Consider the following 25,900-nt stretch of genomic DNA (forward strand, 5'->3'; position numbering starts at 1 on the left):
ATGACCGGTTCCGACGCCTCCGACCTCCCAACGGTCGCGGTCCACGACCAGCACCGCGCGGCCTCCGTCGAGGCCCTCGTCCCACTCGACGACGCGCAGTCCGCCGTGCTGCGGCTCCCGGACGCACGGTCGGCCGTGGTGCTCGGTGCGCCGGGCTCCGGGAAGACGACGACGCTCGTCGAGGCGGTCGCCGAGCGCGTGCACGCTCGCGGCTACGGTACCGACGAACTGCTCGTCATCGCTGCATCCCGATCCTCCGCGCAAGTCCTCCGCGACCGCCTCGAGGCGCGGGTCGGCAGGGCGACGCCCGGGTCGCTCGCCCGCACGGCGATCTCCCTGGCACTCGAGGTCATCGCGGGGTCGGGGGCGTTCGCTGGCACCGGGCGGCCCCGGCTGCTCACCGGTGGCGAGCAAGACCAGACCATCGCCGAACGCCTCCTCGGCGACGAGGTGGACGGCACCGGCCCGGTCTGGCCCGCGGAGCTCGGGCCCGAGGTCAGGCGACTCCAGGGCTTCCGCACCGAACTCCGCAACCTCATGGAGCGGAGCGTCGAACACGACGTCGCGCCCGCGGAGCTGCGTCGGCTCGGCTCGCTCCACGACCGCCCGGAGTGGATCGCCTCCGCCGCCTTCATCGAGGGCTTCCTGGCCGACGACTGGCGCGGTCACCTCACACCGGCTGCCGCGCTGGCGCGTGCGGCACGGCTCCTCGACGAGCAGCAGCCGGGCACCGGTGTCCTCGGTCGGCTCCGGGTGGTCTTCGTGGACGATGCGCAGGAGGCGACGCACGGGGTGCTGCAGCTCCTGGCCGCTCTCGCCCGCCACGGGATCACCATCGTCGCCTTCGGCGACCCCGACCTCACCACCGGCGCCTTCCACGGTGCTCGCGCCGACGCCCTCGGGCGGTTCGGCGAGGTGCTCGGCCGCCCCGTGGACACGCTGCTCCTCGAACAGGTGCATCGCGGCACCCCCGGCATCCGAGCGACCGTGCGCGGCGTGACCGACCGCATCGGGACGGCGGGTGCCGGACGCCACCGGCAGGCCGCGGCACCGATCGCGGACGCCGCGGCTCAGGCGCGCCCCGTCGTCACCGTCGCCGCAGGGTCGCCCGCCGAGCAGATCGCCGTCATCGCGAGGTTCCTCCGTGAACGTCACGTGCTCGACGGGGTCCCGTGGGCCGAGATGGCCGTGGTCGTGCGGAGCGGCGGGCTCATCCCGGCGATCGAGCGCGGGTTGTCGTCGCTCGAAGTGCCCACGCGGGCCAGTACCGGCGGAGCGCCACTGCGGGAGCACCCGTTCGTCAGGGCGGTCCTCCTCGCCGTGTCGGTCGCGCTCGGACGCACGCCGCTCGACGCCGAAGTCGTGACCGAGCTGCTCCACAGTGCCCTCGGCGGGCTCGACTCGATCGGCGTCAGACGCCTCCGAGCGGCGCTCCGGCACGCCGACCTCGCGCACGGGCTCGACCGCAGCGCCGATCGTCTGCTGGAAGAGGCGTTCGCCGTCCCCGGCGCGCTGATCGGACTCGAGACGCCGTCGGCCGCCCGCGCCCGGTCCCTCGCCGACAGCCTCGCCGAGGCCCGCGCGCAGGCCGCGGCAGGGGCTTCGGCAGAGGAACTCGTCTACGGGCTCTGGTCCCGGAGTGGTCTCGAACGCGGCTGGGTGGCCTTGTCGAAGGGCAGCGGTCAGGCTGCCGAGGAGGCGAACCGCGACCTCGACGCGATCACGCAGCTGGCCGACGCCGCACGCACCTTCGTCGAGTCCGAACCCGAGACCCCGGCATCCGTCTTCCTCGACCGACTCCTCGAACAGACGGTCGGCGACGATTCCCTGGCTCCGACGGGATTCCGGCAGGCGGTCACGATCGCGACACCGGCCGCCCTCGTCGGGACGGCGTTCGACACCGTCGTGGTCGCCGGGATGCAGGACGGGGTCTGGCCGAACCTCCGGGTCCGGGACTCCCTGCTCGGTGCCTCGGAGCTCGTCGAGCTGCTGGAGGGCACCGCGACGCCCACCGCCGACGCCAGACGGGCGGTCCTGCACGACGAGCTCCGACTCTTCGCGCAGGCGACCTCGCGGGCGAACCGGTCGCTCATGGTGGTCGCGGTCGTCGACGACGACCACCAGGCGAGCCCGTTCCTCACCCTGCTTCCGGAACCGGACCCACATCGTGCGGCGCTCTCACCCTTGTCGCTCCGTGGGCTCGTCGGCAACCTCCGTCGCTCGCTCACCCGTCGTGTCCGTCCCGCCGACCCGGCGGAGCGCGCCGCGGCGGCGTCCGCCCTGGCCATCCTCGCGGAGGCGGGCGTACCGGGTGCGCCGCCGGAGGAGTGGTACGGCGTGGCGGATCCCACCTCGACGGAACCGCTCCACGACCCGACCGTCGAGGAGCTCCCGGTCTCCCCGTCGCGCATGGAGGCCTTCGAGGAGTGCCCGTTGCACTGGGCGATCGCCCGCCTGGGCGGCGGAGCGTCGGGGTTCGCCTCCGGACTCGGCACGATCGTCCATGCCGCTCTCGAACACGCCGAGTCGTCCGACGAGTCGGCGCTCTGGGCGGCCGTCGAGGACCGCTGGGACGAGCTGCACTTCGAGGCCTCCTGGGAGGGCGAGGCGACGAAGCGCCGGGCGGCGGAACTCGTCCACCGTCTGTCCGCGTACCTGCACGATGCGGAGCGGGCCGGGGTGACGTCGATCGGGAACGAGAGCCGGTTCAGCCTCCGTATCCCGATCGGTGAGCTGGGCGGGGCAGCCGTCCTCGGCGGGTCGATCGACCGCGTCGAAGTCGTGCCGGCCACCGACGGCACGAGGCGCGTGGTGATCGCCGACCTCAAGACGGGCGGTTCGGCACCCCGACAGGATCGCGATGTCGCCGACATGGCTCAGCTCGGCGCCTACCAGCTCGCCCTCGCGTCCGGCGCGATCGCCGGCACCGAAGGGATGCCGAGCGGTGGGGCGAAGCTCATCGTCGTCTCGGCGGGAACCAAGCGCAAGGAGTACTACGACCCGGCTCAACCGGCGCTCGACGACGAGGCACTCGACCGCTTCCGCGAGCGCGTGGTCGCCGACGCCATCGGCATGGCCGGCGCGGTGTTCGAGGCGCGGGTCGGCACCCACTGCCACGACCCGTTCGCCTTCGGCGAGTGCGCGATCCACGTCGTCCCAGCGGTAAGCTCATGAGCACGGACCAGACGTATTCGGCCGAGACCCTCGCAGGCCTGCTCGGACTCCCGCAACCGACCGCACAGCAGGTGGAGGTCATCGAAGCGCCGATGGCTCCGGTGCTCGTCGTCGCCGGAGCGGGGAGTGGGAAGACCGAGACGATGGCGTCGAGGGTCGTCTGGCTGCTGGCCAACCGCCACGTCGACGTCGGCGGCATCCTCGGTCTCACCTTCACCAGGAAGGCGGCGGGGGAGCTCGCGGCCCGGATCGGGAAGCGGATCGCCGCCCTCCAGGACGTCGGGATCCTCGATCCCGCGGCAGACGCCCTCTTCGACCGCCCGGACGTCTCGACCTACAACGCCTACGCGAACGCGCTCTTCCGCGACAACGCCCTCCTCGTGGGCCGCGAACCGGAGTCCGTCCTGCTGTCGGAGGCGTCGGCGTGGCGGCTCGCGCGCCGCATCGTCGTCCGACACGGCGACGAACGGCTGTCGAGCCTCGGCAAATCGGTCGACCAGGTCGCCGAACTCGTCCTCTCGCTCAGTCATGAACTGGCGGAGATCGACGGCACGACCGAGGAGCTGCTGGGCTTCGTCGAGCAGTTCGTCGGGATCGCCGAGCTGCCCGACGGCGGCCGTGGTTCCTACGCACATGTGGATCAGGCGGTCGCCGTCGTCGGTGCGCTGCCGGTCCTCCTCGACCTGGCTCTGCGCTACGCGGACGAGAAGCGACGGCAGGGACTCGTCGAGTTCTCCGATCAAGTCGCGCTCGCGCTGGCCGCGTGCGAGCGGTCGCCGAAGGTCGCCAAGGTCGCGCGCGAACGAGCGGGCGTCGTCCTGCTCGACGAGTACCAGGACACCTCCGTCGTGCAGACGAGACTCCTGTCGACGTTGTTCGCCGACCACCCCGTCATGGCGGTCGGCGATCCCCATCAGTCCATCTACGGCTGGCGTGGTGCGAGCGCCGCGAACCTGGCCCGGTTCTCCCGCGACTTCGGGCGGGAGGTCACCGCGACGCAGTTCAACCTGTCGACGAGTTGGCGGAACGACCGCCGGATCCTCGAGGCGGCGAACGTCCTCGTCCGCCCGCTCCAGCAGCAGGCGAAGGCGGCAGCGCGGCTGCGCGTCCTCGACCTCGAGCCGAAGCCGGGGGCTGGTGAGGGGTCGCTCTCGGTCGACGTCAGTGAGACGAGTACCGAGGAGGTGCGCGCGGTCGCCGAATGGTGCGCCGACCGCCTGCTCGCCCACCGCGGGGGAGATCCGGCCGGTTCCGCCGCCATCCTGTTCCGCGCCCGGCGGCCCATGCAGGACTTCGCCGACGGCCTGGCCGCGCTGGGCGTGCCACACCACATCCTCGGGCTCGGCGGTCTGCTCTCGTCCCCTGAGATCGTCGACGTGACGGCCGCGCTCCGCGTCATCCACGACCCGGGCGCGGGATCCGCGCTCATCAGGCTCCTGAGCGGTCCACGCTGGCGGATCGGCGTCCGTGATCTCGGCCACCTCGTGGAGGTGGCACGCTACCTGCAGGCCATCGACTGGAAGACGAAGCGGTACGACGCCGAGCTCGCCGCCAGGCTCCGCGAGTCGGTCGCCGATGACGACGGACGGTCCATCATCGATGCGGTCGACTTCATCGCCGCCGACCGTGTGCCGGCCGGACTCGCGGCGGGGTTCACCGAGGAGGGTCGCGCCCGGCTCCGCGAGGCCGGGCTCGTGTTCGCGTCCCTCAGACGTCGGGTGGGCAGTGGCCTGCCCGACCTCGTGAGGTCCGTCGAGCGCGAGCTGCGACTCGACATCGAGGTCGTCGCGAACGAGTCGACCGGTTCTGCGGCGCGGGCGTCCGCCCGGCTGCAGGCGTTCCACGATGAGATCATCTCGTTCATCGCGGCCGAGGAGCAGGTCAACCTCGGGAGTCTGCTCGCCTGGATCGACCGGTCACTCGGTCGGGACGATCTCGGTCCGGCCGGTGAGGCGCCCGATCAGGGCGCCGTCCAGCTCCTGACCATCCACGGGTCGAAGGGACTCGAATGGGATCACGTGGTGATCCCGCGGCTCGTCGTCGACGAGCTCCCGGCGAAACCGAAGGACGGCAAGGGGTGGGTCGGGCTCGGCACCCTGCCCTACGACTTCCGCGGCGACGCAGCGGAACTCCCGGAGTTCGCCTGGCGCACGGCCGAGACCCGGAAGGAGGTCGTCGACGCCCAGGCCGCCTTCTCGGATGCGCTGTCCGCACGGGCGCTCGACGAAGAACGACGCCTCGCCTACGTGGCGGTCACGCGGGCGAAACACGACCTCCTGCTCACCGGATCGTTCTGGTCCGGCGAGCGGAAACGCCCTCGGGCGGCGAGCACGTACCTCGAGGAACTGGCCGACGCCGGCGTCATCGGTGACCTCCCCGCGGCGTCGGCGTTCGAGGAGAACCCCATCGACACCGGCGCCGCCGTGGTGCAGTGGCCGCTCGACCCGCTCGGACCCCGTCGCGCCGTCGTGGAACGGGCGGCGGCCGAGGTCGAGGAACGCCGCGGGCTCCCGGAGGCCGGACTCCTGGCGACCCTCGGACCGCTCGAGAACGAGCTGACCCTGCTGCTCGAGGAACGGCGCCGTGCCGCGACGACCAGCGCGCGCGGCGAACTCCCCGTGCGGATCCCGGCCTCGAGGTTCAAGGAGTTCGTCACCGAGCCAGAGGCCGCGCTCGAGCGGCTCAGGCGCCCGGTGCCCCAGCGGCCCTACCGACAGACCCGACTGGGCACCCGGTTCCATTCCTGGGTCGAGGCGCACTACGAGCGCTTCGGCCTCCAGGAACTCGTGGACGCGGACCCTGACGAACTCGATCTCGAAAAACCGGGTGTCGATGCGGCGGAGGGGATCGGTTTCGAGGAACTCGTCGAACGGTTCCTCGCCTCGGAGTGGGCGGATGTGCGGCCGATCGAGGTCGAGACGGAGATCCATGTTCCGTTGGGCGACACCGGCCGCCTGGTGGTGTGCAAGCTCGACGCCGTGTTCCAGCGTGGGGATCGCTTCGAGATCGTCGACTGGAAGACGGGAGCCGTGCCGACGACGCCTGAGGAGGTGCGGAACGCCTCGTTCCAGCTCGCGCTGTACCGACTCGCCTACGCGCACCACCGGGACGTCGACCCCGAGCGCATCGACGCCGTGCTCTACTACGTTACGCACGACGTGCAGCTGCGGCCGGAACGCCTCTACTCGGAGGAGGAGCTCCTGTCGGCCTGGGAGCGGTCCTTCGGGGCGGCCGCGGCGTCCCAGAGTTCGAACGACGAGGTGTCGATCTGATCCGTGGCGTTCGCGTCCTCCGCGGACGGGTCCTCGTCCTCGGAGGTGTCGGCGCTTCCGGTGTCCCGGCCGAGGGCTCGTTCGAGCTCTGAGCGGTCGTAGGTGTCGGTCTGCATCGCAATGCCGGGGGAGGACGATCCGAGGGGGGTGCGGTCGAGCATGTCCTCGACCTCGTCGACCGCCAGGACGGGGCCTGTGCTGCTCCCGAGCGGGTCGGTCACGTCGCCGAGCACCCGGTCCACGAGTCCGTCGAGCATGGCGACGGCGTCCTCGACGATCGTCTCGTCGTGGCCGTCCCGGCCGTGCAACAGCCAGCGGGCGATCTCCAACTCCGCGTAGAGCCTCGCGCGGAGGGTCACGAACCGGTCCGGGCCGCGGGAACACGAGGCCGCATAGGTGGACAGTGTCTGTTCGCCTGTGGTGCCGAGCGTCGCGATCCAATGGAGGTCGAGTGCCGGGTCGCCGACCCGGAGGGAGCCCCAGTCGAGGACGCCGTTGACGAGGCCGTGGCCGTCCTGGCGGATGACGAGGACCCGATCGGCGGCCAGGGAACCGTGGATGACGGTGGGCTGGAACTGCCAGAGCGAGTTGTCCTCGACCGCGGCCTGCCAGCGCTCGCGGACGGCGGTCGGGAGGAGTCGCGTCTCCGCCGCTCGGGAGACGATGCGGTGTGCGTCCGCGCGGATGAGTTCCGTCGTCAGCAGGGGGAGGCCGGCCTCCGCGACGAACGAGGTGGGGAGCGAGTGGATCGCGGCGATCGCGGCTCCGAGCGAGTCGGCGAGGACCTCGTCGCTGCTGAGTGCGGTCGGGTCGAGGTGGGTGCCTGCGACGAAGTCGAGCACCACGGCGCGGGTGCCGTCCACCGGGAGTTGACCGACGACCGTCGGTGCGTCGAACGGCAATCTGCTGCGGATCCCGGGCGTGAGGGCGCGGAGGGCGATGAGGTCGGCGGACTGCTCCGTCTCGGCCTGCTGCGAGGTCGGGATGCGCACGATCAGCTCGCGCCCGTCGCCCGTCACGAGTCGGGCTGCGTCGTAGTTCCCCTCGCCTCCTGCGGTGTGCGCGCCGGAGCCGCGGACCTGGAGGTCGGCGACGGCCGAGGTGGCCAACGCGGCTAGAGTGAGATGGGATCTGGCCATGACATCCAGGGTACGGGGCCGTCCCGGCGAGCCGTGCTCGCCACGCCCTCAGAGAGGTTGTCCATGACGATTCAGGTTCGCGCACTCGCCGGCCTACCGCTCGCGAGAGGCGGACTCGACCGTCACGGCGAGCTCCGATCACGGCCCGAGGTGCTCGACGAGCTGCGCGCCGATCCGACGGTGCGCGCCGTCGTCCTCAAGGGCAGACGCGCGCTCGTGACCGGAGACACCCTGGACCGCATGACGCCCTCGGAGCTGCCGGAGCCGGAGCTGCTGGTGTACCTCGGCCGCACGATCGACGAGACCCCCGGGACGCCGGCGGGCACCGGCATCCTCTTGTGGGTGCTCGGCGATGCGGAGGCCGACACGATCACGGCCGACGAGGACCGCTGGTTCGACCTGCGCCGGAGCGGTCATCGCCTCTCCGACACGGACGTCGGCATCCTCGCCACCTCGTTGGCGATCGCGGGCTGGCACCGTGCCGAACCCTTCTGTGCGCACTGCGGGTCCCCGACGACGGTCCGGAACGCCGGCTGGGCCAGGCACTGCCCGGTCGACGGCAACGAGCTGTTCCCGCGCATGGACCCGGCGGTCATCGTGGCGGTCGTCGACCCGGCCGGTCGGATCCTGCTGGGATCGAACGCGATGTGGGAGCACAACCGGTATTCGCTGCTCGCGGGGTACGTCGACGCCGGCGAGTCGCTCGAACAGGCCGTCTCCCGCGAGATCTTCGAGGAGTCCGGCATGCGCCTCGGGACGCCCGTCTACCTCGGCTCGCAGCCGTGGCCGTTCCCGCGCTCGCTCATGCTCGGGTTCGTCGCGCCGCTCGCCGCAGACCAGGACCCGGAGGCGCTCGTGCCGGACGGACAGGAGATCCTCGATCTCCGGTGGTTCACGCGCGAAGAGCTCGAGGACCCGTCGACGGACGTGATCCTGCCCGGTCCGTCGTCGATCGCCCGGGCCGTCATCGACGACTGGCTGAGCGGATCCTGGACGCGATGACCCGCGTCGTCCCCGAGGGTCCACGATGAGCAGTCCGGCCGAACTGCTCGCCGGACTCGACCCCGATCAAGCCGTCGCGGCGGAGGCGCTTCGCGGACCCGTGTGCATGCTCGCCGGTGCCGGCACCGGCAAGACCCGCGCGATCACCCACCGCATCGCCTACGGCGTCGCCACCGGGACGTACACCGCCTCACGGGTGATGGCCCTCACCTTCACGAGCCGTGCGGCCGCAGAGCTGCGCGGTCGATTGCGGGCGCTCGGTGCCGAGGGGGTCTCGGCGAGGACCTTCCACGCGTCGGCGCTGTCGCAGCTGAACTTCTTCTGGCCGCAGGTCGTCGGAGGACAGGTGCCGGCGCTCGTCGAGAGCAAGGGACGGGTGCTCGGCCACGCGGCGGAACGGCTCCGCCTGCGGGTCGACACGGCGACCCTGCGGGACGTCGCCGGTGAGATCGAGTGGCGGAAGGTGTCGGGCCTGACGTTGGAGCAGTACGCGGCGGCGAACCGCCCGCTGCCGGCGAAGCTCTCCCTCGAGCAGGTGGTGGCTCTCCAGGACAGTTACGAGCAGCTCAAGGACGAGCGCAAGCGGATCGACTTCGAGGACGTCCTGCTCGCTTGCGCCGGCATGATCGAGACCGAACCGTCGGTCGCGATGCAGGTCCATGAGCAGTACCGGTTCTTCGTCGTCGACGAGTACCAGGACGTGTCCCCGCTGCAGCACCGCCTGCTCGAACTCTGGTTGGGCGGCCGCCGAGACGTGTGCGTCGTCGGCGACGCGAGCCAGACCATCTACTCGTTCGCGGGTGCTCGCGCCGACTACCTCCTGGACTTCCCGACCCGGTACCACGACGCGACCGTGGTGCGCCTCGAACGCAACTACCGGTCAGCCCCGCCCGTCGTCGCCGCGGCGAACACGCTCATGCGCGGGCGCCCGGGGGCGCTGCAGCTCTCCGCGGTGCGAGCGGAGGACGAGTCGGCATCGTCCGTGCGCCCCGAGACCCCTGCCGTCGGGGTCCGCCAGTACCCGAACGAGCTGTCCGAGGCGAGAGGGGTGGCGTCGGAGATCCTCGATCAGCTGCAGTCGGGCGTCCCCGCGTCGGAGATCGCCGTGCTGTACCGCATCAACGTGCAGGCCGCTGCACTCGAGACGGCGCTGGGCGAGGCGGGCATCCCGTATGTCATGCACGGATCGAAGCGCTTCTTCGAACTCCCCGAGGTCCGTCAGGCGCTCCTGCAACTCCGGGCGGCCTCCGTCTCGATCAGCGGTGAACCGCTGTTCAAGTCCGTCAGCGACGTGCTCCGGTCCCTCGGGTGGAGCCAGGATCCTCCGGACGGCGGCGGCGCGGTGCGCGACCGCTGGGAGTCGCTCAACGCGATCATGGGGCTCGTCGACCAGGCGCCGGAGGGCACGACGTTCCGCGCCTTCACCGATGAACTGCAGACCCGTCAGGCTGCGCAGCACGAGCCGACGGTCGAGGCGGTCACCCTCGCCACCCTGCACTCGGCCAAAGGGCTCGAGTGGGAGGCCGTCCACCTCATCGGCCTGTCCGAGGGGTATCTCCCGATCTCCTATGCGAAGCACTTCGAGCAGGCGGACGAGGAGCGCCGGCTCCTGTACGTCGGGATCACCCGGGCCAAACGCCTCCTGCACCTGTCGTGGTCGGAGACGCAGCAGCGTGGGGGGAGACGGGAGCCGTCCCGCTTCCTGGCAGAGCTCGGCATGCGCACCTCGAGTGCTCCCGGACGACGCGGCGCCTGACCCCTCCCGAGGCGGCGTCGATCACCAGCTGCGTGTTCACGAGGATGGGCTGCGCCGCCTCGATCCGTCTGAGGACGAGGCGGGCGACCCGGGTCGCGACCTCGGAGCGGACCAGCAGGGTGTCGAGCGGGGAACGGTGTCCGAGGAGTTGCGACGCGACCGCCGGCCAGGCCGGGTCGTCGTCGGCGCGGTGCAACTCGACGCAGTGCAGGCACGGGCCGGCGCCCGGAGTGACGAACGGCCCGATCCGGACGTAGCGATCACCGAAGACGATCGGCAGATGCGGGACGTCGTCACGCAGCCACCGGGCGTACCGGCTCGGCGGCAGGACGAAGTCGGCGAACAGGATCGCGATGTCGACCGGATGCGGTGATGCCTCCGGTGCGTCGTCGACGGGTCCCGCCTCGGCGAGGTCGATCACCGACTGGTCCGCGAGCAGCCTGCGGAGCTGATCGGCCGACGGGCTCGCACCGGCCACAACGACGCGATGCGGCCGCCGGGGAGGATCTGCCCGCGTGCCGTGGTCGATCACCGGCTCGAGCGCCGTGAAGACACGTTCGACCTCGACTTCCGGGACACCGAACGCCCCCGCCAACCGACGGCCGACCGACGCCGGGAACCCTGCCCGCAGAGCGGACACGACCTGCTCGGTGTCGGTCATGACGCTGTCGAGGACGACGGCGTCGTCGACCCCGATCTGCAGACTGTGGGGCGTTCGCCAGAGGAGTGGTCTGCGGGGATCGAGCCGGGTCGTCATCCATCGATGATGACGGTTCCGCGAGCGGGTCCGTCGTGGCTCTCCACAGGCCCGCTCGCCGAGACGATCGTCGGATCAGACCGGGGGACCGCCGGTGCCGTCCGGGTCGGAGGAGTCCGGTCCCGGTTCATCGGTGCGAGCCTGGTCGTCCCGCGCGGCCTCGCCTCGTTCCTCGTCGCGGAGCAGGTCCTCGAGTGCGAGGTCCATCTCGTCCTGCTCCGGGCGCTCCCCGCGGGCTTCGGCCTCGAGGCGCGCCACGAGGGCGTCCGGTGCGTCGATGTCGGCCGCAGTGGGGACGAGGTCCGGGTGCGACCAGAGGGCGTCCCGCTGGGCCGTACCGACCGCGTCGGTGACCTGCTGCCACATCATCGCGGCTTCGCGAAGGCGGCGGGGGCGGAGCTCGAGTCCGACGAGCGCTCCCAGAGCCTGTTCGGCCGGTCCGCCAGCGGCGCGTCGGCGCCGGACGGTCTCGGCGATGGCTGCCGATCGCGGGAGACGCACGGTGGCCGCAGCCGTCACGACGTCCACCCAGCCCTCGATGAGCGCCAGCGTGGTCTCGAGTCGGGCGAGGCTCGCCTCCTGCGACTCGGTCCGAGCGGGGATGAGAGCACCGCTCGTCATCGCCTCGCGGAGCTCCTCTGGGTTGGACGGATCGAAGCTCTCGGCGAGCTCTTCGAGCCGTTCCGTGTCGATCCGGATGCCGCGGGCGAAGTCCGTGATCGAGGAGATGAGGTGCAGGCGGAGCCACCGCGCGTGGCGGAAGAGTCGCGCGTGGGCGAGTTCGCGGACGGCGAGGTAGATCTGCACCTGGTCGGCCGGGATATCGAGACCCTCGCCGAAGTCGGCGACGTTCTGGGGGACGAGTGCGGCCTCGTTGTCGTCGAGCAGCGGGATGCCGATGTCCCCACCGGAGACGACCTCCTTGGAGAGCTGACCGACCACCTGGCCGAGCTGCATCGCGAAGAGGGTGCCGCCGATGCCGCGGACGAGTTGTCCGGCGTTCGCGATCATGCCGGAGAGCTCCTCCGGAGCACGTTCGGTGAGGACGCCGGTGAGGGCGTTCGCGATGTTGGTCGCCACCGGTTCCGCGAGCTGGGTCCAGAACGGCATCGTCTTCGTCGCCCAACGGGTTCGCGTGTAGAGAGCGGGCTCGCTGGAGAGTTCGGCGACATCCGTGACGTCGGCCAGCCACAGGGACGCGATGTGGAACGCCTGCTCGTACTCGACGCGCTGCTCGGGCGTCGTGTCGCGAGCACCGTCGCCGGCGATCGTCTTCGCCTGCTGGAGCGAGGTGTCCCAGTTGATGCCGTCGCCGTTCGATTGCAGGGCGCCCTGCAGCTGCGACATGAGCGCGGCGAGACTGGCCGGGTCGCTCGGCAGGCCGGCGGCGCCGGCGAGTTGGCTCGGATCGAACGAGCCGTTGCCGGAGAGCAGCTCGCGGAGCATGTCGCGGAACTCGTCCTCCGGACTCTTGTCGGAATCCTCTGGCACGTCAGCCGCCTCTCAGATTGCTCGGTGCTGGGCCTTCTACGCTAGTCGCACCTCGCTGAAGAATCGCCGGGGTATGGTTGGTCGGGTTTCCGCCCACCGCGAACAGTCCGGAAGGCTTGCATGTCGCTCTTCGCCGATGAGGCTCCCACCGCTTCGGCGCCGACCGGCCATGGCCGGAACCGTCGTGCGCGCTTCGGATGGATCGTCCTCGTCCTCTCGTTGGTCCTCCTCGGTGTGCTCTCCGCAGTGCCCGCTCCGTACGTGATCGAGCAGCCGGGGCCGGTCTTCAACGTGCTCGGCACGACCGAGGGCGAGGACAAGGACGTTCCGCTCATCGAGGTCCACGACGCGAAGACCTACGACACCGGCGGCACCCTCGACATGCTCACGGTGCAGCTCGTCGGCAACCCGCAGCGGAGCCCCGGTTGGCTCGACATCGTCTCGGCCTGGTTCGACCCGAGCCGAGCCGTGGTCCCGATGGACCTCTACTTCCCGCCGGGCGTGACGTCGGAGCAGCGCGACGAGCAGAACGCGACGCTGATGGTGGACTCCCAGCAGGACTCCGTTGCCGCGGCGTTGCGCGAGCTCGGCTACGAGGTGCCGGAGCACGTCGTCGTCGCGCAGATCGCCGAGGGGGCGCCGGCGCAGGGCGTGTTGCGACTCGACGACGAGATCGTCGCCGTCGACGGCGTACCGGTGACGGGGCTCGAAAGCCTGCGCGGCGCCATCGCCGAGAACGGGACGGAGACCCCCGTCACCCTCGACATCGTCCGCGGGGGCTCGCCGGCCACCGTGCAGATCACGCCCACGACGGCGACCGCGAGCGATGGGACGACCTCGACGGTGATCGGCATCGGCACGAAGGTCACCTACGACCTCCCGGTCGACATCACCATCCAGCTCGACAACGTCGGCGGGCCGAGTGCCGGCATGATGTTCGCGCTGGGGATGATCGACCTGCTCACGCCCGGTGAGCTCAACGGCGGGAAGGACGTCGCCGGGACCGGCACGATCGACGCCGACGGCAACGTCGGAGCCATCGGCGGCATCCGCCAGAAGCTCTTCGGCGCCAAGGACGCCGGGGCCGAATGGTTCCTCGCTCCGGAGAGCAACTGCGACGAGGTCTCCGGGCACATCCCGGACGGACTGCAGGTCTTCGCCGTCAAGACGCTCGACGATTCGCTCTCGGCGCTCAAGGTGATCGCGGACGGTGGCGACACCAGCGCCCTCCCGACCTGCCCGGCGGGCTGAGCTCTAGGGCGCTCTCACAGGCCCGCCGCTTTAGGATGGTCACGACGACCCCTATCTGAAGAGGCCATACGTGACATCCGCAGCAGCAGAGAAGCCCCTGTCCACTCAGCGCCGACGCGCCCCGATAGCGATCACGGTGGCGGTCATCGCCGCGCTCCTCATCGGGTTCTTCGTGTTCTCGGGGTTCTACGCCGATCTGTTGTGGTTCCAGCAGCTCGGGTTCACCGAGGTGCTGACCACGCAGTGGATCGCCACCATCGCCATGTTCCTCATCGGCTTCGTCGGCATGGCGCTGCCCGTCTGGCTGGCCATCGAGATCGCCTACCGGACCCGCCCCGTCTACGCGAAGCTCAGTTCGCAGGTGGACCGCTACCAGCAGGTGGTCGAGCCGCTGCGCCGGCTGGCGACCTACGGTATCCCCGCGCTCTTCGGGCTCTTCGGTGGTGTGGCCGCCGCCTCGCGGTGGCAGCTGGCCCTGCTCTGGATGAACGGCACGCCGTCCGGCACGAAGGACCCGCAGTTCAACCTGGACGTCTCCTTCTACCTCTTCGACCTGCCGTTCTTCCAGGCGGTCGTCGCGTTCTCCTCCGCGGTCGTGCTGATCGCCCTGATCGCCACCGCCGTCGTCACCTACCTCTACGGAGGCATCCGGGTCGTCAGCCGCGAGGTCTGGATCTCCATGGCCGCCCGCGTGCAGATCTCGGTGCTCGCCGCGCTCTACCTGATCCTGCAGGCGGTCAGCCTGTGGCTCGACCAGTACACGACACTGAACGACACCGGTACCCTCATCACCGGAGCGTCCTACACGGACGTCGCCGCGATCATCCCCGGTCGCGTGATCCTCGCCGGCATCGCGCTCATGGTGGCCGTGCTGTTCGTCGTGACGGCCTTCATCGGCCGCTGGCGTCTGCCGCTCGTCGGCACCGCGCTCCTGATCGTCGCCTCCCTCATCGTCGGCAGCCTCTACCCGTGGATCGTGCAGCGGTTCCAGGTGGAGCCGAACGCGAAGAGCCTCGAGACGCCGTACATCCAGAAGAACATCGACATGACGCGCGACGCCTACGGCATCGCCGACGTGCAGGAGGAGGAGTACGAGGCGACCACCGACGCGACACCGGGCGCCCTGCGTCAGGACGCGGAGACGACCGCGAACATCCGCATCATCGACCCCTCGCTGGTGAGCGCCTCGGTCGCGCAGCTCGAGCAGTTCAAGCAGTTCTATTCTTTCGACAAGCAGCTCGACGTCGACCGCTACACGATCGACGGCAAGACGCAGGACACCGTCGTCGCGGTCCGCGAACTGAACGTCTCCGGCCTCGACAACTCGCAGTCGTGGATCAACAACACGGTCGTGTACACCCACGGGTACGGCCTGGTCGCCGCCTACGGCAACCAGCGTTCCGCCTCGGGTGAGCCGGTCTTCCTCGAGTCCGGCATCCCGACGACGGGTGCGCTCGGGGACTTCGAGCCCCGGGTGTACTTCGGCGAGCAGTCTCCCGACTACTCGATCGTCGGTGCTCCGAAGGGCAGCGATCCGATCGAGCTCGACTACCCGTCGGGCACGCAGGGGGAGTCGCAGACGTACACGACCTTCGACGGTGACGGTGGTCCGAAGCTCGACAACGTCTTCAAGAAGCTCGTCTACGCGCTGAAGTTCCAGTCCGAGCAGATCTTCCTGTCCGACTCGGTGAACGACCAGTCGCAGATCCTGTACGACCGTGAGCCCCTCACGCGCGTCCAGAAGGTCGCGCCCTACCTGACGCTCGACTCCGACCCCTACCCGTCGGTGGTGGACGGACAGATCGTCTGGATCGTGGACGGCTACACGACGAGCGCCAGCTACCCGTACTCGAAGACCGTGAGCCTCTCGGACACGATCTCCGACTCGGTCACGCCGGTGCAGAACTACGCTCTCGACGACGTGAACTACATCCGCAACTCGGTGAAGGCCACGGTCAACGCCTACGACGGCAAGGTCACGCTCTACAGCTGGGACGACAAGGACCCGATCCTCGAGACCTGGCAGAAGGTCTTCCCGTCCACGGTGAAGCCGATGTCCGAGATGTCCGGCGACCTCATGAGCCATGTCCGGTACCCCGCCGACCTCTTCAAGGTCCAGCGTTCGGTGCTCGGCCAGTACCACGTCACGAACGCCGGTTCCTTCTACTCGAGCGAGGACGCGTGGGTGACCCCCAACGACCCGCAGTCCACCGACACCGAGAAGAAGTACCAGCCGCCGTACTACCTGACGATGCAGCTCCCCGAGCAGCAGGCGCCGTCGTTCTCGCTGTACTCGACCTTCATCCCTCGCCAGGGTGGCGAACAGTCGCGGAACGTGCTCACCGGCTACCTGGCCGTGGACGCGAACGCGGGCGGCGAAGACGGCAAGCGCAGCTCCGACTACGGCAAGATCAGGCTCCTGACGCTGCCGAAGGACGACACCGTCCCGGGCCCGGGCCAGGTGCAGAACACCTTCGACTCCGACCCGAGCGTGTCGAGCCAGATCAACATCCTGAAACAGGGCCAGACGGAGGTGCTGAACGGCAACCTGCTGACGGTGCCGGTCGGTGGTGGGCTCCTCTACGTGCAGCCGGTCTACGTCAAGTCGACGGGTGACACGAGCTTCCCGCTGCTGCAGAAGGTGCTCGTGGCCTTCGGTGATCAGATCGCCTTCGAGGACACGCTCGACGAGGCGCTCGACACCCTCTTCGGCGGAGACTCGGGAGCCGACGCCGGTGACACGAACGTCCCAGGAGACACGACGACCCCACCGGCCGACGGGACGGACACCGGTGACGGCACCGACACCGGGACGACCCCGAGCACGGGCGATCCCGCGGTCGACGCGCAGATCAAGACCCTGCTGAGCGAGGCCCGTGCGGCCATCCTGGAGAAGGATGCCGCGATGGCCAGTGGCGACTGGGCCGCGTACGGTGTCGCCGACAAGAAGGTCTCCGACGCGCTCGCGAAGGCGTTGGACCTGCTGAACGGCTGATCCGAGCTGCTGCTCGACGGGACGGCGTCACCCTCCGGGGTGGCGCCGTTCCGTCGTTCCCGGCCGTCGTCCTCGTCCGAGGATCGTCAGCCGCAGGCTCCGATCGGGACCGCTGACGGCACTCGATTTGCGGGGCCTGGAAATGCATGCTAGCTTTATCTCTTGTGCCGCAGGGTGGAGCAGTTCGGTAGCTCGCTGGGCTCATAACCCAGAGGTCGTAGGTTCAAATCCTGCCCCTGCAACAGAAAAGAAGAAATCCCGGTCTCGTCGAGACCGGGATTTCTTCGTTAACACACCGTCGGTCGCACCGACGCAGAGGCGTCGGTGCGACCGTCGGGTCATCGCAGCACCGAGGGGTGCTCCTCCAGGTCCGCGAGGGGCAGGCCGAAGGCGGCCGCGACGCCGCTGTTCGTGACCTCGCCCGCACGGACGTTCACGCCGGCGCGCAGGGCCGGGTCGGCTGCCACCGCCTGTTCGGTGCCCTGATCCGCGATCGCCAGCGCATACCGGAGGGTCGCGTTGGTCAGGGCCCGTGTCGAGGTCTCCGGGACGGCGCCGGGCATGTTGGCGACGCAGTAGTAGAGGCTGTCGTGGACCTGGAACGTCGGGTCGTCGTGCGTCGTGGGCCTGGATCCCTCGAAGCAGCCACCCTGGTCGATCGCGATGTCGACGAGGACGGATCCCGGCTTCATGTCGGCCACCATCGCATCGGTCACGAGCTTGGGTGCCTGGGCGCCGGGGATGAGGACCGAGCCGATGACGAGGTCGGCGTCCCGCAGCTGTTCGGCGATCTCGTAGGCGGACGACGGCCTCGTCTGCACGTGTCCTCCGAAGCGGTTCTCGAGCTCCCGGAGCCGGGGGATCGAGATGTCGATGATCGTGACGTCCGCCTGCATGCCGAGGGCGTTCGCTGCGGCGTGCTCGCCGGCAACGCCGCCGCCGATGACGACGACCTTCGCCTTCGGGGTGCCGGGCACGCCGCCGAGGAGGATGCCCCGACCGCCGGCTGCCCGCATCAGGTGGTAGGCCCCGACCTGGGTCGAGAGTCGCCCGGCCACCTCGCTCATCGGCTGGAGCAGGGGGAGGGAGTGGTTCGCGAGCTGCACGGTCTCGTAGGCGATCGCCGTCGTCCCCGACGCGAGCAGAGCGTCCGTGAGTGCTCGATCCGCTGCGAGGTGCAGGTAGGTGAAGAGCGTCTGATCGGCGCGCAGGTACCCGTATTCGGCGGCGACGGGTTCCTTCACCTTGAGGAGGAGGTCGCCCGCCGCCCAGACGGAGGCTGCATCCGGCAGCACGGTCGCCCCGGCGTCGCGGTATGCCTCGTCGAGGTTGCCTGAGCCGATGCCGGCGCCCGCCTGGACGACGACCTCGTGTCCGTGGCGGACGAGCTCGTGGACGCCGCCTGGGGTCGCGGCGACCCGGTTCTCGTTGTTCTTGACCTCAGTGGGGATGCCGATGCGCATGAGTGCTTCCTCTCGCGGGCCCGCGGCGTTCAGCTCGGCTCCCGCTCGTCGGTGGACGGTGTGGGACTATTCTGGGGTTCCTGCGAGCCTGACCGCGATGGGCTGCAGAAATCCGGACATCCATCTCGCAAATCGACGATGCTTCGGACAATGGGGAGGATGATCGCAGGATGACGAACAATCTTCGCCGTAACGTCGACCTCGACGACGTGGACCGCACGCTGCTTCGGCTGCTGCAGGAGAACGCCCGGATGACGAACGCCCGGATGGCGGAACTCGCGGGGATCGCGCCGTCGACCTGTGTCGCGCGGATCCGTTCACTGGTCGATCGCGGGGTGATCACCGGGTTCGCTGCGAGCATCGACCCGGTGGCGGTCGGGCTCGGGCTCGAAGCCCTCATCAGTGTCAACATCCGGGCCGGCGCCCGAGCGCGCATCGCCGAGTTCAGCGCCGGCATCCGACGATTGCCGGAGGTCGTCCAGGTGTTCTTCCTCGGCGGCTCCGAGGACTTCGTCATCCATCTCGCCGCCCGCGACAGCGCACACGTCCGCGACTTCGTCGTCGAGCACCTCTCCGCCGACCCGACGGTCGCCTCCACGCGGACGAGTCTGGTGTTCGAGCATGCCTTCATCGGTGTCGAGGTGGGGGAGTGAGCCTCGGTTCGCGAGGGATCGACCGCGCAAAGGTCACAAACAGGTAACGAAGACGCTTCGCGGAAAAGCCTGGTGATGATCGGTTTTCGTGCGTATCGCCGCGGCTGTGTCCGCCTTTCGGGGGATTGTCGATTAGCCACCAGCTGTGAGTTTCGTTAGCGTTGTCGACGGCCCGCAAGGGCTGACCTACGTAACCGCGTCCCGCCCCCTGTCGCCTTCGTGACGGCGTGCTGGACGTACGGTCGAACGCAACGTGGTAGCCGTCGACGCCCCACGTGATCCGAGCCCGCGCGCTGTCTGTCAGTGCGCCGATGGGGCGGATCCTGAGTCGTTCGACCCGGCCTGACGATCGACAGGAAGAGTGCAACGCGGCTCCGCGTGCGCTTCCGGGAGAAAGAATGACCGAAACGATTGCCGTCTCAGCGACGGGTCTGTACAAAGTCTTCGGCAGGAAGCCGAAGGACGCCGTCAAGCGTCTGCAAGCGGGTGCGTCCCGCGACGAGATCGCGACGAGCGGGACCGCTGCCGTCATCGACGCGTCATTCGACGTGAAGCAGGGCGAGATCTTCGTCGTGATGGGCCTCTCCGGCTCGGGCAAGTCGACGCTCATCCGCATGCTCAACGGCTTGCTCGAGCCGACCGCCGGTACGGTGACGGTCGCTGGGCAGCCGATCTCCGGCGTCTCCTCCAAGCAGCTTCGTGCGGTGCGCCAGGAGAACATCTCGATGGTCTTCCAGCACTTCGCCCTGCTGCCCCACCGCACGGTCCTCGAGAACGCGGCCTACGGGCTGGAGGTCAAGGGTGTGCCCGCGGCGGAGCGTCGCGAGCGTGCTCAGGCCGTCGTCGAACGGGTGGGACTCGCCGGCTGGGAGGACAAGCTCCCCGGCCAGCTCTCCGGCGGGATGCAGCAGCGCGTCGGACTGGCCCGCGCACTCGCGTCCGACACCGACATCCTCCTGATGGACGAGGCCTTCTCCGCGCTCGACCCGCTCATCCGTCGCGAGATGCAGGAGCAGCTCGTCGAGCTGCAGGCTGAGCTGGGGAAGACGATCATCTTCATCACCCACGACCTCAACGAGGCGATGTTCCTCGGCGACCGGATCGCCGTCATGCGCGACGGTCGGATCGTCCAGGTCGGTACGCCGAACGACATCCTCACCGACCCGGCGAACGACTACGTGGCGCAGTTCGTCCAGGACGTCGACCGCGCTCGCGTGCTCACGGCCGGCGGTGTGATGGAGCCTGCGCGTTCCGTCGTGTCCGCGTCCGCCGGTCCGCGGGCGGCGTTGCGCATCATGCGCGATCTGCAGACCTCGACCGCGTTCGTCGTCGGCCCGGGACGCCAGCTGCTCGGCGTCGTCCGCGACAAGGACGTCCTTCGTCTCGTCCGGGCGGGCGACCACGAGCTCGGCAGCGTCATCACCGCGGACCTCGCCACCGTCTCCCCGGAGGCCGCGCTCGTCGACCTGTTCGAGTCCGCGGTCGAGAGTGCCCTCCCGGTCGCCGTCGTGGACGAGCGGACGCGTCTCCTCGGCGTCGTCCCGCGGGTGACCCTGCTCGCCGCCGTCGGCAACGTCTCCACCAACACGGACGAGATCAGCCTCGTCGGTCCGCCGGCGACCGTGCCCGTCGAGCTCATCACGGCGACCCTGCGGTCGACCGCGGAAGACCCGCAGCACCCCGACGACGGTGGATCCGTCGACCCGACGGCCGCTGAACCGTCCACGACCGAACCCTCCGCCGCCCTCCAGGAAGGGAACGTCCGATGAACGGCCTCCGTCTCCAATCGTCCGACCTCATCGACGCCATCACCCGCCCCGAGATCGGAGCGTGGGTCGAAGCGTTCGTCGACTTCATCACCGACGTGTTCCAGCCGGTGTTCGACGTGATCCGCGCGGTCTTCCAGGGACTCTACGACGGGGTCGACACGATCCTCAGCGGACCGCCCTTCTGGGTGATCATCCTCGTCGCAGCGATCCTCGCGCTCATCGTCCGCGGCCCTGTGTTCGCGATCGGCTCGGCCCTCGGTCTGCTGATCATCGTCGGCGTGGAGCAGTGGGAGAACGCGATGGACTCGCTCTCGCTCGTCCTCGTCGCCGGCCTCATCGCGATCGTCATCGGCATACCGCTCGGGATCCTGGCTGCCCGCTCGAAGGTCGCCTCGTCGATCATCCGGCCGTTGCTCGACTTCATGCAGACGACCCCGGCGTTCGTCTACCTCATCCCGGCGCTCATCCTGTTCCGCATCGGCGTCGTCCCGGGCATCGTGGCGACGATCGTCTTCGCGTTGGCCCCGGCCGTCCGGCTCACGGAGCTGGGCATCCGCAACGTCGACCGGGAGGTCGTCGAGGCCGGCAACGCGTTCGGAGCCTCCTCGTGGCGGATCCTGCGCCAGATCCAACTGCCGCTCGCGATGCCGAACATCATGGCCGGCGTCAACCAGGTCATCATGCTCTCGCTCTCCATGGTCGTCATCGCCGGGATGGTCGGCGCCGGTGGACTGGGTGGCGACGTGGTGAAGAGCCTCTCCAGGATCGACATCCAGCTCGGCTCCGAAGCGGGCCTGTCGGTCGTCATCCTGGCGATCTTCCTGGACCGCCTCACCGCCTCGCTCGGCGCCGGTCGCAAGCGTGGGCGGCGCGTGAAGCCGACGCCGGCACCGGGTGGCATCCGCCCCGCGCCTGCCTCGAGCACCACCACGACGGACTCGACCAGCCATGTCGAGTCGAGCGGGAAGCCCGCTCCGTCCCCGGCCGGCTCACGCTGACGCCCGGCCCTCCCGACTTCAACCGACGACACCGATCCCCGTTCGCGGGACGAAAGGAATCATCGAACATGCAGTACCGCACCAAGATCGCCACCACCATCGCAGCGGGGGCGGCGGCGACGCTCGCCATCTCCGGCTGCTCCGCAGGCGCGTCCGAGGAGACGCTCGAGAACGGCGACAAGCAGGCCGTGACCATCGCCGTCTTCAGCGGCTGGGACGAGGGCATCGCCGCCTCCGAGCTGTGGAAGGCCGTGCTCGAGGAGCAGGGCTACGACGTCACGCTCGAGGAGGCGGAGCCGGCCCCGGTGTTCTCCGGATTGAGCACGGGCGACTATGACCTCACACTCGACGTCTGGCTGCCGACCACCCACGCGAGCTACATCGAGAAGTTCGGGGACGACGTCGTCGACCTCGGCGCCTGGAACACCGACGCCAAGCTCACGATCGCGGTGAACGAGGACGCTCCCGTCGACTCCCTCGAGGATCTGGCCGCGAACGCCGACCTCTTCGACAACCGCCTCGTGGGCATCGACCCGGGTGCCGGCCTCACCGAGGCGACCCAGGACAAGGTCATCCCCGAGTACGGTCTCGAGGACTGGGAGTTCCTCACCTCGGGTACTCCCGCGATGCTCTCCGAGCTCAAGGCGGCCACCGATGCCGGCGAGAACATCGCCGTCACGCTCTGGCGTCCGCACTGGGCCTACGACGCGTTCCCGATCAAGGACCTCGAGGACCCGAAGGGCGCGCTCGGCGACGCCGAAGGCATCCACAGCTTCGGCAAGGCCGACTTCGCCGAGGAGTACCCGACGCTCGCCGGATGGCTGAAGGACTTCGACTTCGACTCCGAACGCCTGTTCTCGCTCGAGAACGCCATGTTCAACGAGGGTGACTCGAAGGACTACGCGCCGGTGGTCGAGAAGTGGATCAGCGACAACCAGGAGTACGTGGACTCGCTCACGAAGTAGCGGATCACGACGACGACGGGCACCGGAGCGATCCGGTGCCCGTCGTCGTCTGCACCGGGGTCAGCGTGCGAGCCGCGCGAGTCCGTCGACGGCGCGCGCGAGCACCTCGGTGCGTTTGCAGAACGCGAATCGGACGAGTGACGCATAGTCCGGGTCGCGCCGGTCCAGGCAGAACGCCGACAACGGCACGGCGACGACGCCGGCGAGCTCCGGCAGGGCGCGACAGAACGCGGCCGCGTCGCGATGGCCGAGTGGCGCCGCGTCCGCCACGATGAAGTAGGTGCCGTCGGGTCGGAACGTCTCGAAGCCGGCTGCGGAGAGTCCCTCGCTCAGGAGGTCGCGTTTTCCCCGGAGGCCGTCGGCGATCGCGGTGAAGGCGGCGTCTGGGAGTCGGAGCCCTGTCGCCATCGCCGGCTGGAACGGGGCGCCGTTGACATAGCTGAGGTACTGCTTCACGGTCGACACCGCTGCGACGAGCTCGCGGGGGCCGGTCAGCCAACCGATCTTCCAGCCCGTCGTGCTGAAGGTCTTCCCGCCCGAGGAGATCGTCAGCGTGCGCTCCGCGGCCCCCGGAAGGGTCGCGATCGGGACGTGGGGGACGTCGAACGTCAGGTGTTCGTAGACCTCGTCGGTCACGATGAGGGCGTCGTGGCGGTCGGCGAGTTCGACGATGAGTTCGAGGGTCGGCCGGTCGAGGACCGTGCCGGTCGGATTGTGCGGCGTGTTGACCAGGATGATCCGCGTCCGGTCGTTCACCGCGGCACGGAGTTCCTCCGGATCGGGTTGGAAGTCCGGTGCGCGCAGCTTCACGGTCCGGTGCCTGCCCCCTGCGAGCGCGATGAGGCCGCCGTACGCGTCGTAGAACGGTTCGAAGGTCACCACCTCGTCACCGCGCTCGACGAGGGCGAGCAGGGAGGCGGCGAGCGCCTCAGTCGCTCCGGCCGTGACGAGCACCTCTCCTTGGGGATCGGCGTCGAGACCGTAGAAGCGTCGTTGGTGCTCCGCGATGGCGGTGCGGAGGTCGAGGGTGCCGGGGCCCGGCGGGTACTGGTTCTCGCCCCGCTCGATCGCGGCGATCGCTTCGGCGAGGACGGATTCCGGTCCGTCCTCGTCGGGGAACCCCTGGCCGAGGTTCACCGCGCCGGTCTGCAGGGCGAGGGCGCTCATCTCGGCGAAGATCGTCGAGGAGACGGCGCCCTCCTCGTCCACGAGTCCGGCGCCCTCCGCAGTGCGGCGCCAGGGTCCGTCAACCACCATGTCGATCTCCCTCCGCGGCCTGAGTGACAGGCCGCCTCCAATCTAGGACACCACCCACGGCGGCTTGCGGCGAAGACCTAGCCCGCGTACAGCCCGTGCGAATGAAACACACAGCTCGGCGCGCGAAGCTGACTGCGCTTGGAAGGAGCAGAACCACCATGACCGAACCCGCAGACGGACAGCAGCCCGCCGAACACCCCGAGTCCACCCCCGCCGGGGAGACCACGCCGCAGTCCGCCGCCGCTGAGCAGGCCGGCGGTCCCGCCGCCGCGGGTGAGACCCGGCCGTCGACGGCCGGTGCGTACTTCCCGCCGCCGACGGCGACGCAGCCGACCGAGCCGCTGTACGGCCAGGCCGCGCAGCCGCCGCTCGGGTCGCCGCAGCAGGGGTCTCCCTACCAGCAGCCGTCGCAGTATCCGAGCGCGGCGTTCACGCGTCAGCCGCAGCCGAACGCGTACGGCGCCTACCAGCAGCAGCCCGCCCAGCCGCAGGCAGGGCACCCGCAGCCAGGCCACCCGCAGTCCGGCCAGCCCGGGACGGGGCAGTACCAGCCCGGTCAGCAGCCCGGGGCCTACGGTGCGTCGCCCTACGCGCAGCAGCACGTCGGGACCCCGCCGGCACCCCGCCCCAAGAAGACGAACCGCCCGCTCGCCGGGATGGTCGCGATGCTCGCGGTCGGAGCCCTCATCGGCGGCGCGTCCGGCGCGGGCGCGACCCTCTGGGTGACGAACGCGACGAAGTCGAGCGTGTCGAGCAACGAGGCCGGATCGAAGGCCTTCGCGATCAACGACGACGCCGACGTCAGCCTCACGACGGCCATCGCCGCCACGGCCGGGCCGAGCGTCGTGACGCTGTCGGTGCAAGGGGGCCAGAGCGCCGGTACCGGTTCGGGCATCGTGCTCAGCAAGGACGGGTACGTCCTGACGAACACCCACGTTGTTACCCTCGACGGTCAGGTCGCCGACCCGACCATCCGGGTCACGGACGCGAACGGCAAGTTGTACTCCGCCAAGCTCGTCGGCACGGACCCCGTCTACGACCTCGCCGTCATCAAGCTCGAAGACGCATCCGGCCTCAGCCCGATGGAGTTCGCGAACTCCGACAAGCTCAACGTCGGCGAGACGGCCGTCGCGATCGGCGCACCGCTCGGCTTGGCCGGAACGGTCACCGACGGGATCGTCAGCGCCCTGAACCGGAGCATCACCGTCGCTTCGTCCGCAGTGCCGGATTCCGGTTCCGGCGACGACGGCGGCTCGGACGACCCGAACGGCGACAACCAGAGCCCCTGGAACTTCGACGTCCCGGGCAAGACGCCGACGGCGCCGACCTCCTCGATCTCCATCGCGGTCATCCAGACCGACGCGGCGATCAACCCCGGCAACTCCGGTGGCGCACTCGTCGACGGCACCGGCAAGCTCATCGGCGTCAACGTCGCCATCGCGAGCGCCGGGAGCACCGACTCGTCCTCGCAGAGCGGGAGCATCGGCGTCGGCTTCGCCATCCCCGCCAACATCGCCAAGCGCGTCTCGGACGAGATCATCAAGACGGGGAAGGCGACCCACGGCTTGCTCGGCGCCACCGTGAAGGATGCCGCGAGCGACGCGAAGAGCACCGTCGCCGGGGCGCTCATCGACAAGGTGACCGACAACGGTGCCGCCCAGGCCGCCGGCCTGAAGTCGGGCGACGTCGTGACGGAGTTCAACGGCGTGCCGATCACCGGAGCGAACGACCTGACCGCGCAGGTCCGGGCGCTCGCCGGTGGGGCGACGGCGAAGGTCACCTTCACCCGGGGGAGCGATTCGCAGAGCGCCGAGGTCACCCTCGGGGAACTCGCGCTCTGACGCTCGCGACCCGCAGTCCAGGAGACGCCCGCACGGCACCGTGCGGGCGTCTCCGCGTCCGGGCCCGGGCCCGCGACCGGCTGCTAGGCTCGATCGAACGAATCACGGAGTGAACCC

Annotated in this window: 15 protein-coding genes, 1 tRNA gene and 1 pseudogene; 12 read left to right on the top strand and 5 right to left on the bottom strand. The window is 69.7% G+C overall.

The genetic code is table 11. The annotated features are described in order from the left end of the window. A complete protein-coding gene (locus QRN26_RS05715) occupies window positions 1-3,174 on the top strand; it encodes a UrvD/REP family ATP-dependent DNA helicase (protein ID WP_285035817.1) in 3,174 nt (1,057 codons plus the stop codon). Further along, on the top strand, window positions 3,171-6,446 hold the full coding sequence (locus QRN26_RS05720; protein ID WP_285035819.1) for an ATP-dependent helicase: 3,276 nt from the start codon (window positions 3,171-3,173) through the stop codon (window positions 6,444-6,446). The genes QRN26_RS05715 and QRN26_RS05720 overlap by 4 nt, the downstream gene beginning before the upstream one ends. On the opposite strand, the gene QRN26_RS05725 is transcribed toward QRN26_RS05720, so the two are convergent. Beyond that, window positions 6,356-7,585, bottom strand: a complete 1,230-nt coding sequence (locus tag QRN26_RS05725) for a phosphotransferase (protein ID WP_082498478.1) — start codon at window positions 7,583-7,585, stop codon at window positions 6,356-6,358. The genes QRN26_RS05720 and QRN26_RS05725 overlap by 91 nt on opposite strands. Window positions 7,586-7,648: 63 nt before the next feature. Here QRN26_RS05725 and nudC point away from each other — a divergent pair, with 63 nt between their 5' ends. Both nudC and QRN26_RS05735 read left to right on the top strand, forming a co-directional pair. Further along, window positions 7,649-8,587 carry an NAD(+) diphosphatase gene (gene nudC, locus QRN26_RS05730; RefSeq protein ID WP_056007227.1) on the top strand — a complete coding sequence of 313 codons (939 nt, stop codon included), beginning with the start codon at window positions 7,649-7,651 and terminating at the stop codon, window positions 8,585-8,587. Window positions 8,588-8,612: 25 nt separating this feature from the next. Then, window positions 8,613-10,343, top strand: a complete 1,731-nt coding sequence (locus QRN26_RS05735; protein WP_056778271.1) for an ATP-dependent helicase — start codon at window positions 8,613-8,615, stop codon at window positions 10,341-10,343. Here QRN26_RS05735 and QRN26_RS05740 read toward each other — a convergent pair. Together QRN26_RS05740 and QRN26_RS05745 are read right to left on the bottom strand one after the other, a co-directional pair. After that, window positions 10,297-11,100: pseudogene (locus QRN26_RS05740) on the bottom strand (TOMM precursor leader peptide-binding protein); the annotation flags it as partial. The gene QRN26_RS05735 and the pseudogene QRN26_RS05740 overlap by 47 nt on opposite strands. A gap of 75 nt (window positions 11,101-11,175) precedes the next feature. Further along, window positions 11,176-12,591: a zinc-dependent metalloprotease gene (locus tag QRN26_RS05745; RefSeq protein ID WP_369796414.1), complete on the bottom strand. Its 1,416-nt coding sequence runs from the start codon at window positions 12,589-12,591 to the stop codon at window positions 11,176-11,178. 120 nt (window positions 12,592-12,711) lie between these two features. On the opposite strand from QRN26_RS05745, the gene QRN26_RS05750 reads away from it, so the two are divergent. From QRN26_RS05750 to QRN26_RS05760, 3 genes are all read left to right on the top strand, one after another. Then, on the top strand, window positions 12,712-13,842 hold the full coding sequence (locus QRN26_RS05750; RefSeq protein ID WP_056007220.1) for a YlbL family protein: 1,131 nt from the start codon (window positions 12,712-12,714) through the stop codon (window positions 13,840-13,842). A 70-nt stretch (window positions 13,843-13,912) separates the two neighbouring features. Continuing rightward, window positions 13,913-16,837: a UPF0182 family membrane protein gene (locus QRN26_RS05755; protein WP_082455856.1), complete on the top strand. Its 2,925-nt coding sequence runs from the start codon at window positions 13,913-13,915 to the stop codon at window positions 16,835-16,837. A gap of 168 nt (window positions 16,838-17,005) precedes the next feature. Further along, window positions 17,006-17,079, top strand: a tRNA-Met gene (locus tag QRN26_RS05760). Window positions 17,080-17,175: 96 nt separating this feature from the next. Here the strand turns inward: QRN26_RS05760 and ald are convergent. Then, entirely contained in the window at window positions 17,176-18,300 is a 1,125-nt protein-coding gene (ald, locus tag QRN26_RS05765) for an alanine dehydrogenase (protein WP_285035843.1), read from the bottom strand. A 170-nt stretch (window positions 18,301-18,470) separates the two neighbouring features. Between ald and QRN26_RS05770 the strand changes: the two genes are divergently transcribed. The 4 genes from QRN26_RS05770 (at window position 18,471) to QRN26_RS05785 (ending at window position 22,685) form a co-directional block, all read left to right on the top strand. Next, window positions 18,471-18,953 carry an Lrp/AsnC family transcriptional regulator gene (locus tag QRN26_RS05770; RefSeq protein WP_056007214.1) on the top strand — a complete coding sequence of 161 codons (483 nt, stop codon included), beginning with the start codon at window positions 18,471-18,473 and terminating at the stop codon, window positions 18,951-18,953. A 398-nt stretch (window positions 18,954-19,351) separates the two neighbouring features. Further along, window positions 19,352-20,722 carry a quaternary amine ABC transporter ATP-binding protein gene (locus QRN26_RS05775; RefSeq protein ID WP_285035844.1) on the top strand — a complete coding sequence of 457 codons (1,371 nt, stop codon included), beginning with the start codon at window positions 19,352-19,354 and terminating at the stop codon, window positions 20,720-20,722. Beyond that, a complete protein-coding gene (locus QRN26_RS05780) occupies window positions 20,719-21,720 on the top strand; it encodes an ABC transporter permease (RefSeq protein ID WP_285035845.1) in 1,002 nt (333 codons plus the stop codon). The genes QRN26_RS05775 and QRN26_RS05780 overlap by 4 nt, the downstream gene beginning before the upstream one ends. Before the next feature lie 68 nt (window positions 21,721-21,788). Further along, entirely contained in the window at window positions 21,789-22,685 is an 897-nt protein-coding gene (locus QRN26_RS05785; RefSeq protein WP_285035846.1) for a glycine betaine ABC transporter substrate-binding protein, read from the top strand. Between the two features lie 60 nt (window positions 22,686-22,745). On the opposite strand, the gene QRN26_RS05790 is transcribed toward QRN26_RS05785, so the two are convergent. After that, on the bottom strand, window positions 22,746-23,942 hold the full coding sequence (locus QRN26_RS05790; protein ID WP_285035847.1) for an aminotransferase class I/II-fold pyridoxal phosphate-dependent enzyme: 1,197 nt from the start codon (window positions 23,940-23,942) through the stop codon (window positions 22,746-22,748). Window positions 23,943-24,100: 158 nt separating this feature from the next. Here QRN26_RS05790 and QRN26_RS05795 point away from each other — a divergent pair, with 158 nt between their 5' ends. Next, window positions 24,101-25,783 (top strand): S1C family serine protease, encoded by a 1,683-nt coding sequence (locus QRN26_RS05795; RefSeq protein ID WP_285035848.1) that lies wholly within the window; start codon window positions 24,101-24,103, stop codon window positions 25,781-25,783. Window positions 25,784-25,900: the final 117 nt, after the last annotated feature.

It is taken from the genome of Plantibacter sp. ME-Dv--P-095 (assembly GCF_030209365.1).
Lineage (GTDB): Bacteria > Actinomycetota > Actinomycetes > Actinomycetales > Microbacteriaceae > Plantibacter.

What these genes read in the sequence shown, in the direction of transcription:
- QRN26_RS05715 (WP_285035817.1), top strand. Translation starts at nt 1, where the DNA reads ATGACCGGTTCCGACGCCTCCGACCTCCCAACGGTCGCGGTCCACGAC.
- QRN26_RS05720 (WP_285035819.1), top strand. Translation starts at nt 3,171, where the DNA reads ATGAGCACGGACCAGACGTATTCGGCCGAGACCCTCGCAGGCCTGCTC.
- QRN26_RS05725 (WP_082498478.1), bottom strand. Translation starts at nt 7,585, where the DNA reads ATGGCCAGATCCCATCTCACTCTAGCCGCGTTGGCCACCTCGGCCGTC.
- nudC (WP_056007227.1), top strand. Translation starts at nt 7,649, where the DNA reads ATGACGATTCAGGTTCGCGCACTCGCCGGCCTACCGCTCGCGAGAGGC.
- QRN26_RS05735 (WP_056778271.1), top strand. Translation starts at nt 8,613, where the DNA reads ATGAGCAGTCCGGCCGAACTGCTCGCCGGACTCGACCCCGATCAAGCC.
- QRN26_RS05750 (WP_056007220.1), top strand. Translation starts at nt 12,712, where the DNA reads ATGTCGCTCTTCGCCGATGAGGCTCCCACCGCTTCGGCGCCGACCGGC.
- ald (WP_285035843.1), bottom strand. Translation starts at nt 18,300, where the DNA reads ATGCGCATCGGCATCCCCACTGAGGTCAAGAACAACGAGAACCGGGTC.
- QRN26_RS05770 (WP_056007214.1), top strand. Translation starts at nt 18,471, where the DNA reads ATGACGAACAATCTTCGCCGTAACGTCGACCTCGACGACGTGGACCGC.
- QRN26_RS05775 (WP_285035844.1), top strand. Translation starts at nt 19,352, where the DNA reads ATGACCGAAACGATTGCCGTCTCAGCGACGGGTCTGTACAAAGTCTTC.
- QRN26_RS05780 (WP_285035845.1), top strand. Translation starts at nt 20,719, where the DNA reads ATGAACGGCCTCCGTCTCCAATCGTCCGACCTCATCGACGCCATCACC.
- QRN26_RS05785 (WP_285035846.1), top strand. Translation starts at nt 21,789, where the DNA reads ATGCAGTACCGCACCAAGATCGCCACCACCATCGCAGCGGGGGCGGCG.
- QRN26_RS05790 (WP_285035847.1), bottom strand. Translation starts at nt 23,942, where the DNA reads ATGGTGGTTGACGGACCCTGGCGCCGCACTGCGGAGGGCGCCGGACTC.
- QRN26_RS05795 (WP_285035848.1), top strand. Translation starts at nt 24,101, where the DNA reads ATGACCGAACCCGCAGACGGACAGCAGCCCGCCGAACACCCCGAGTCC.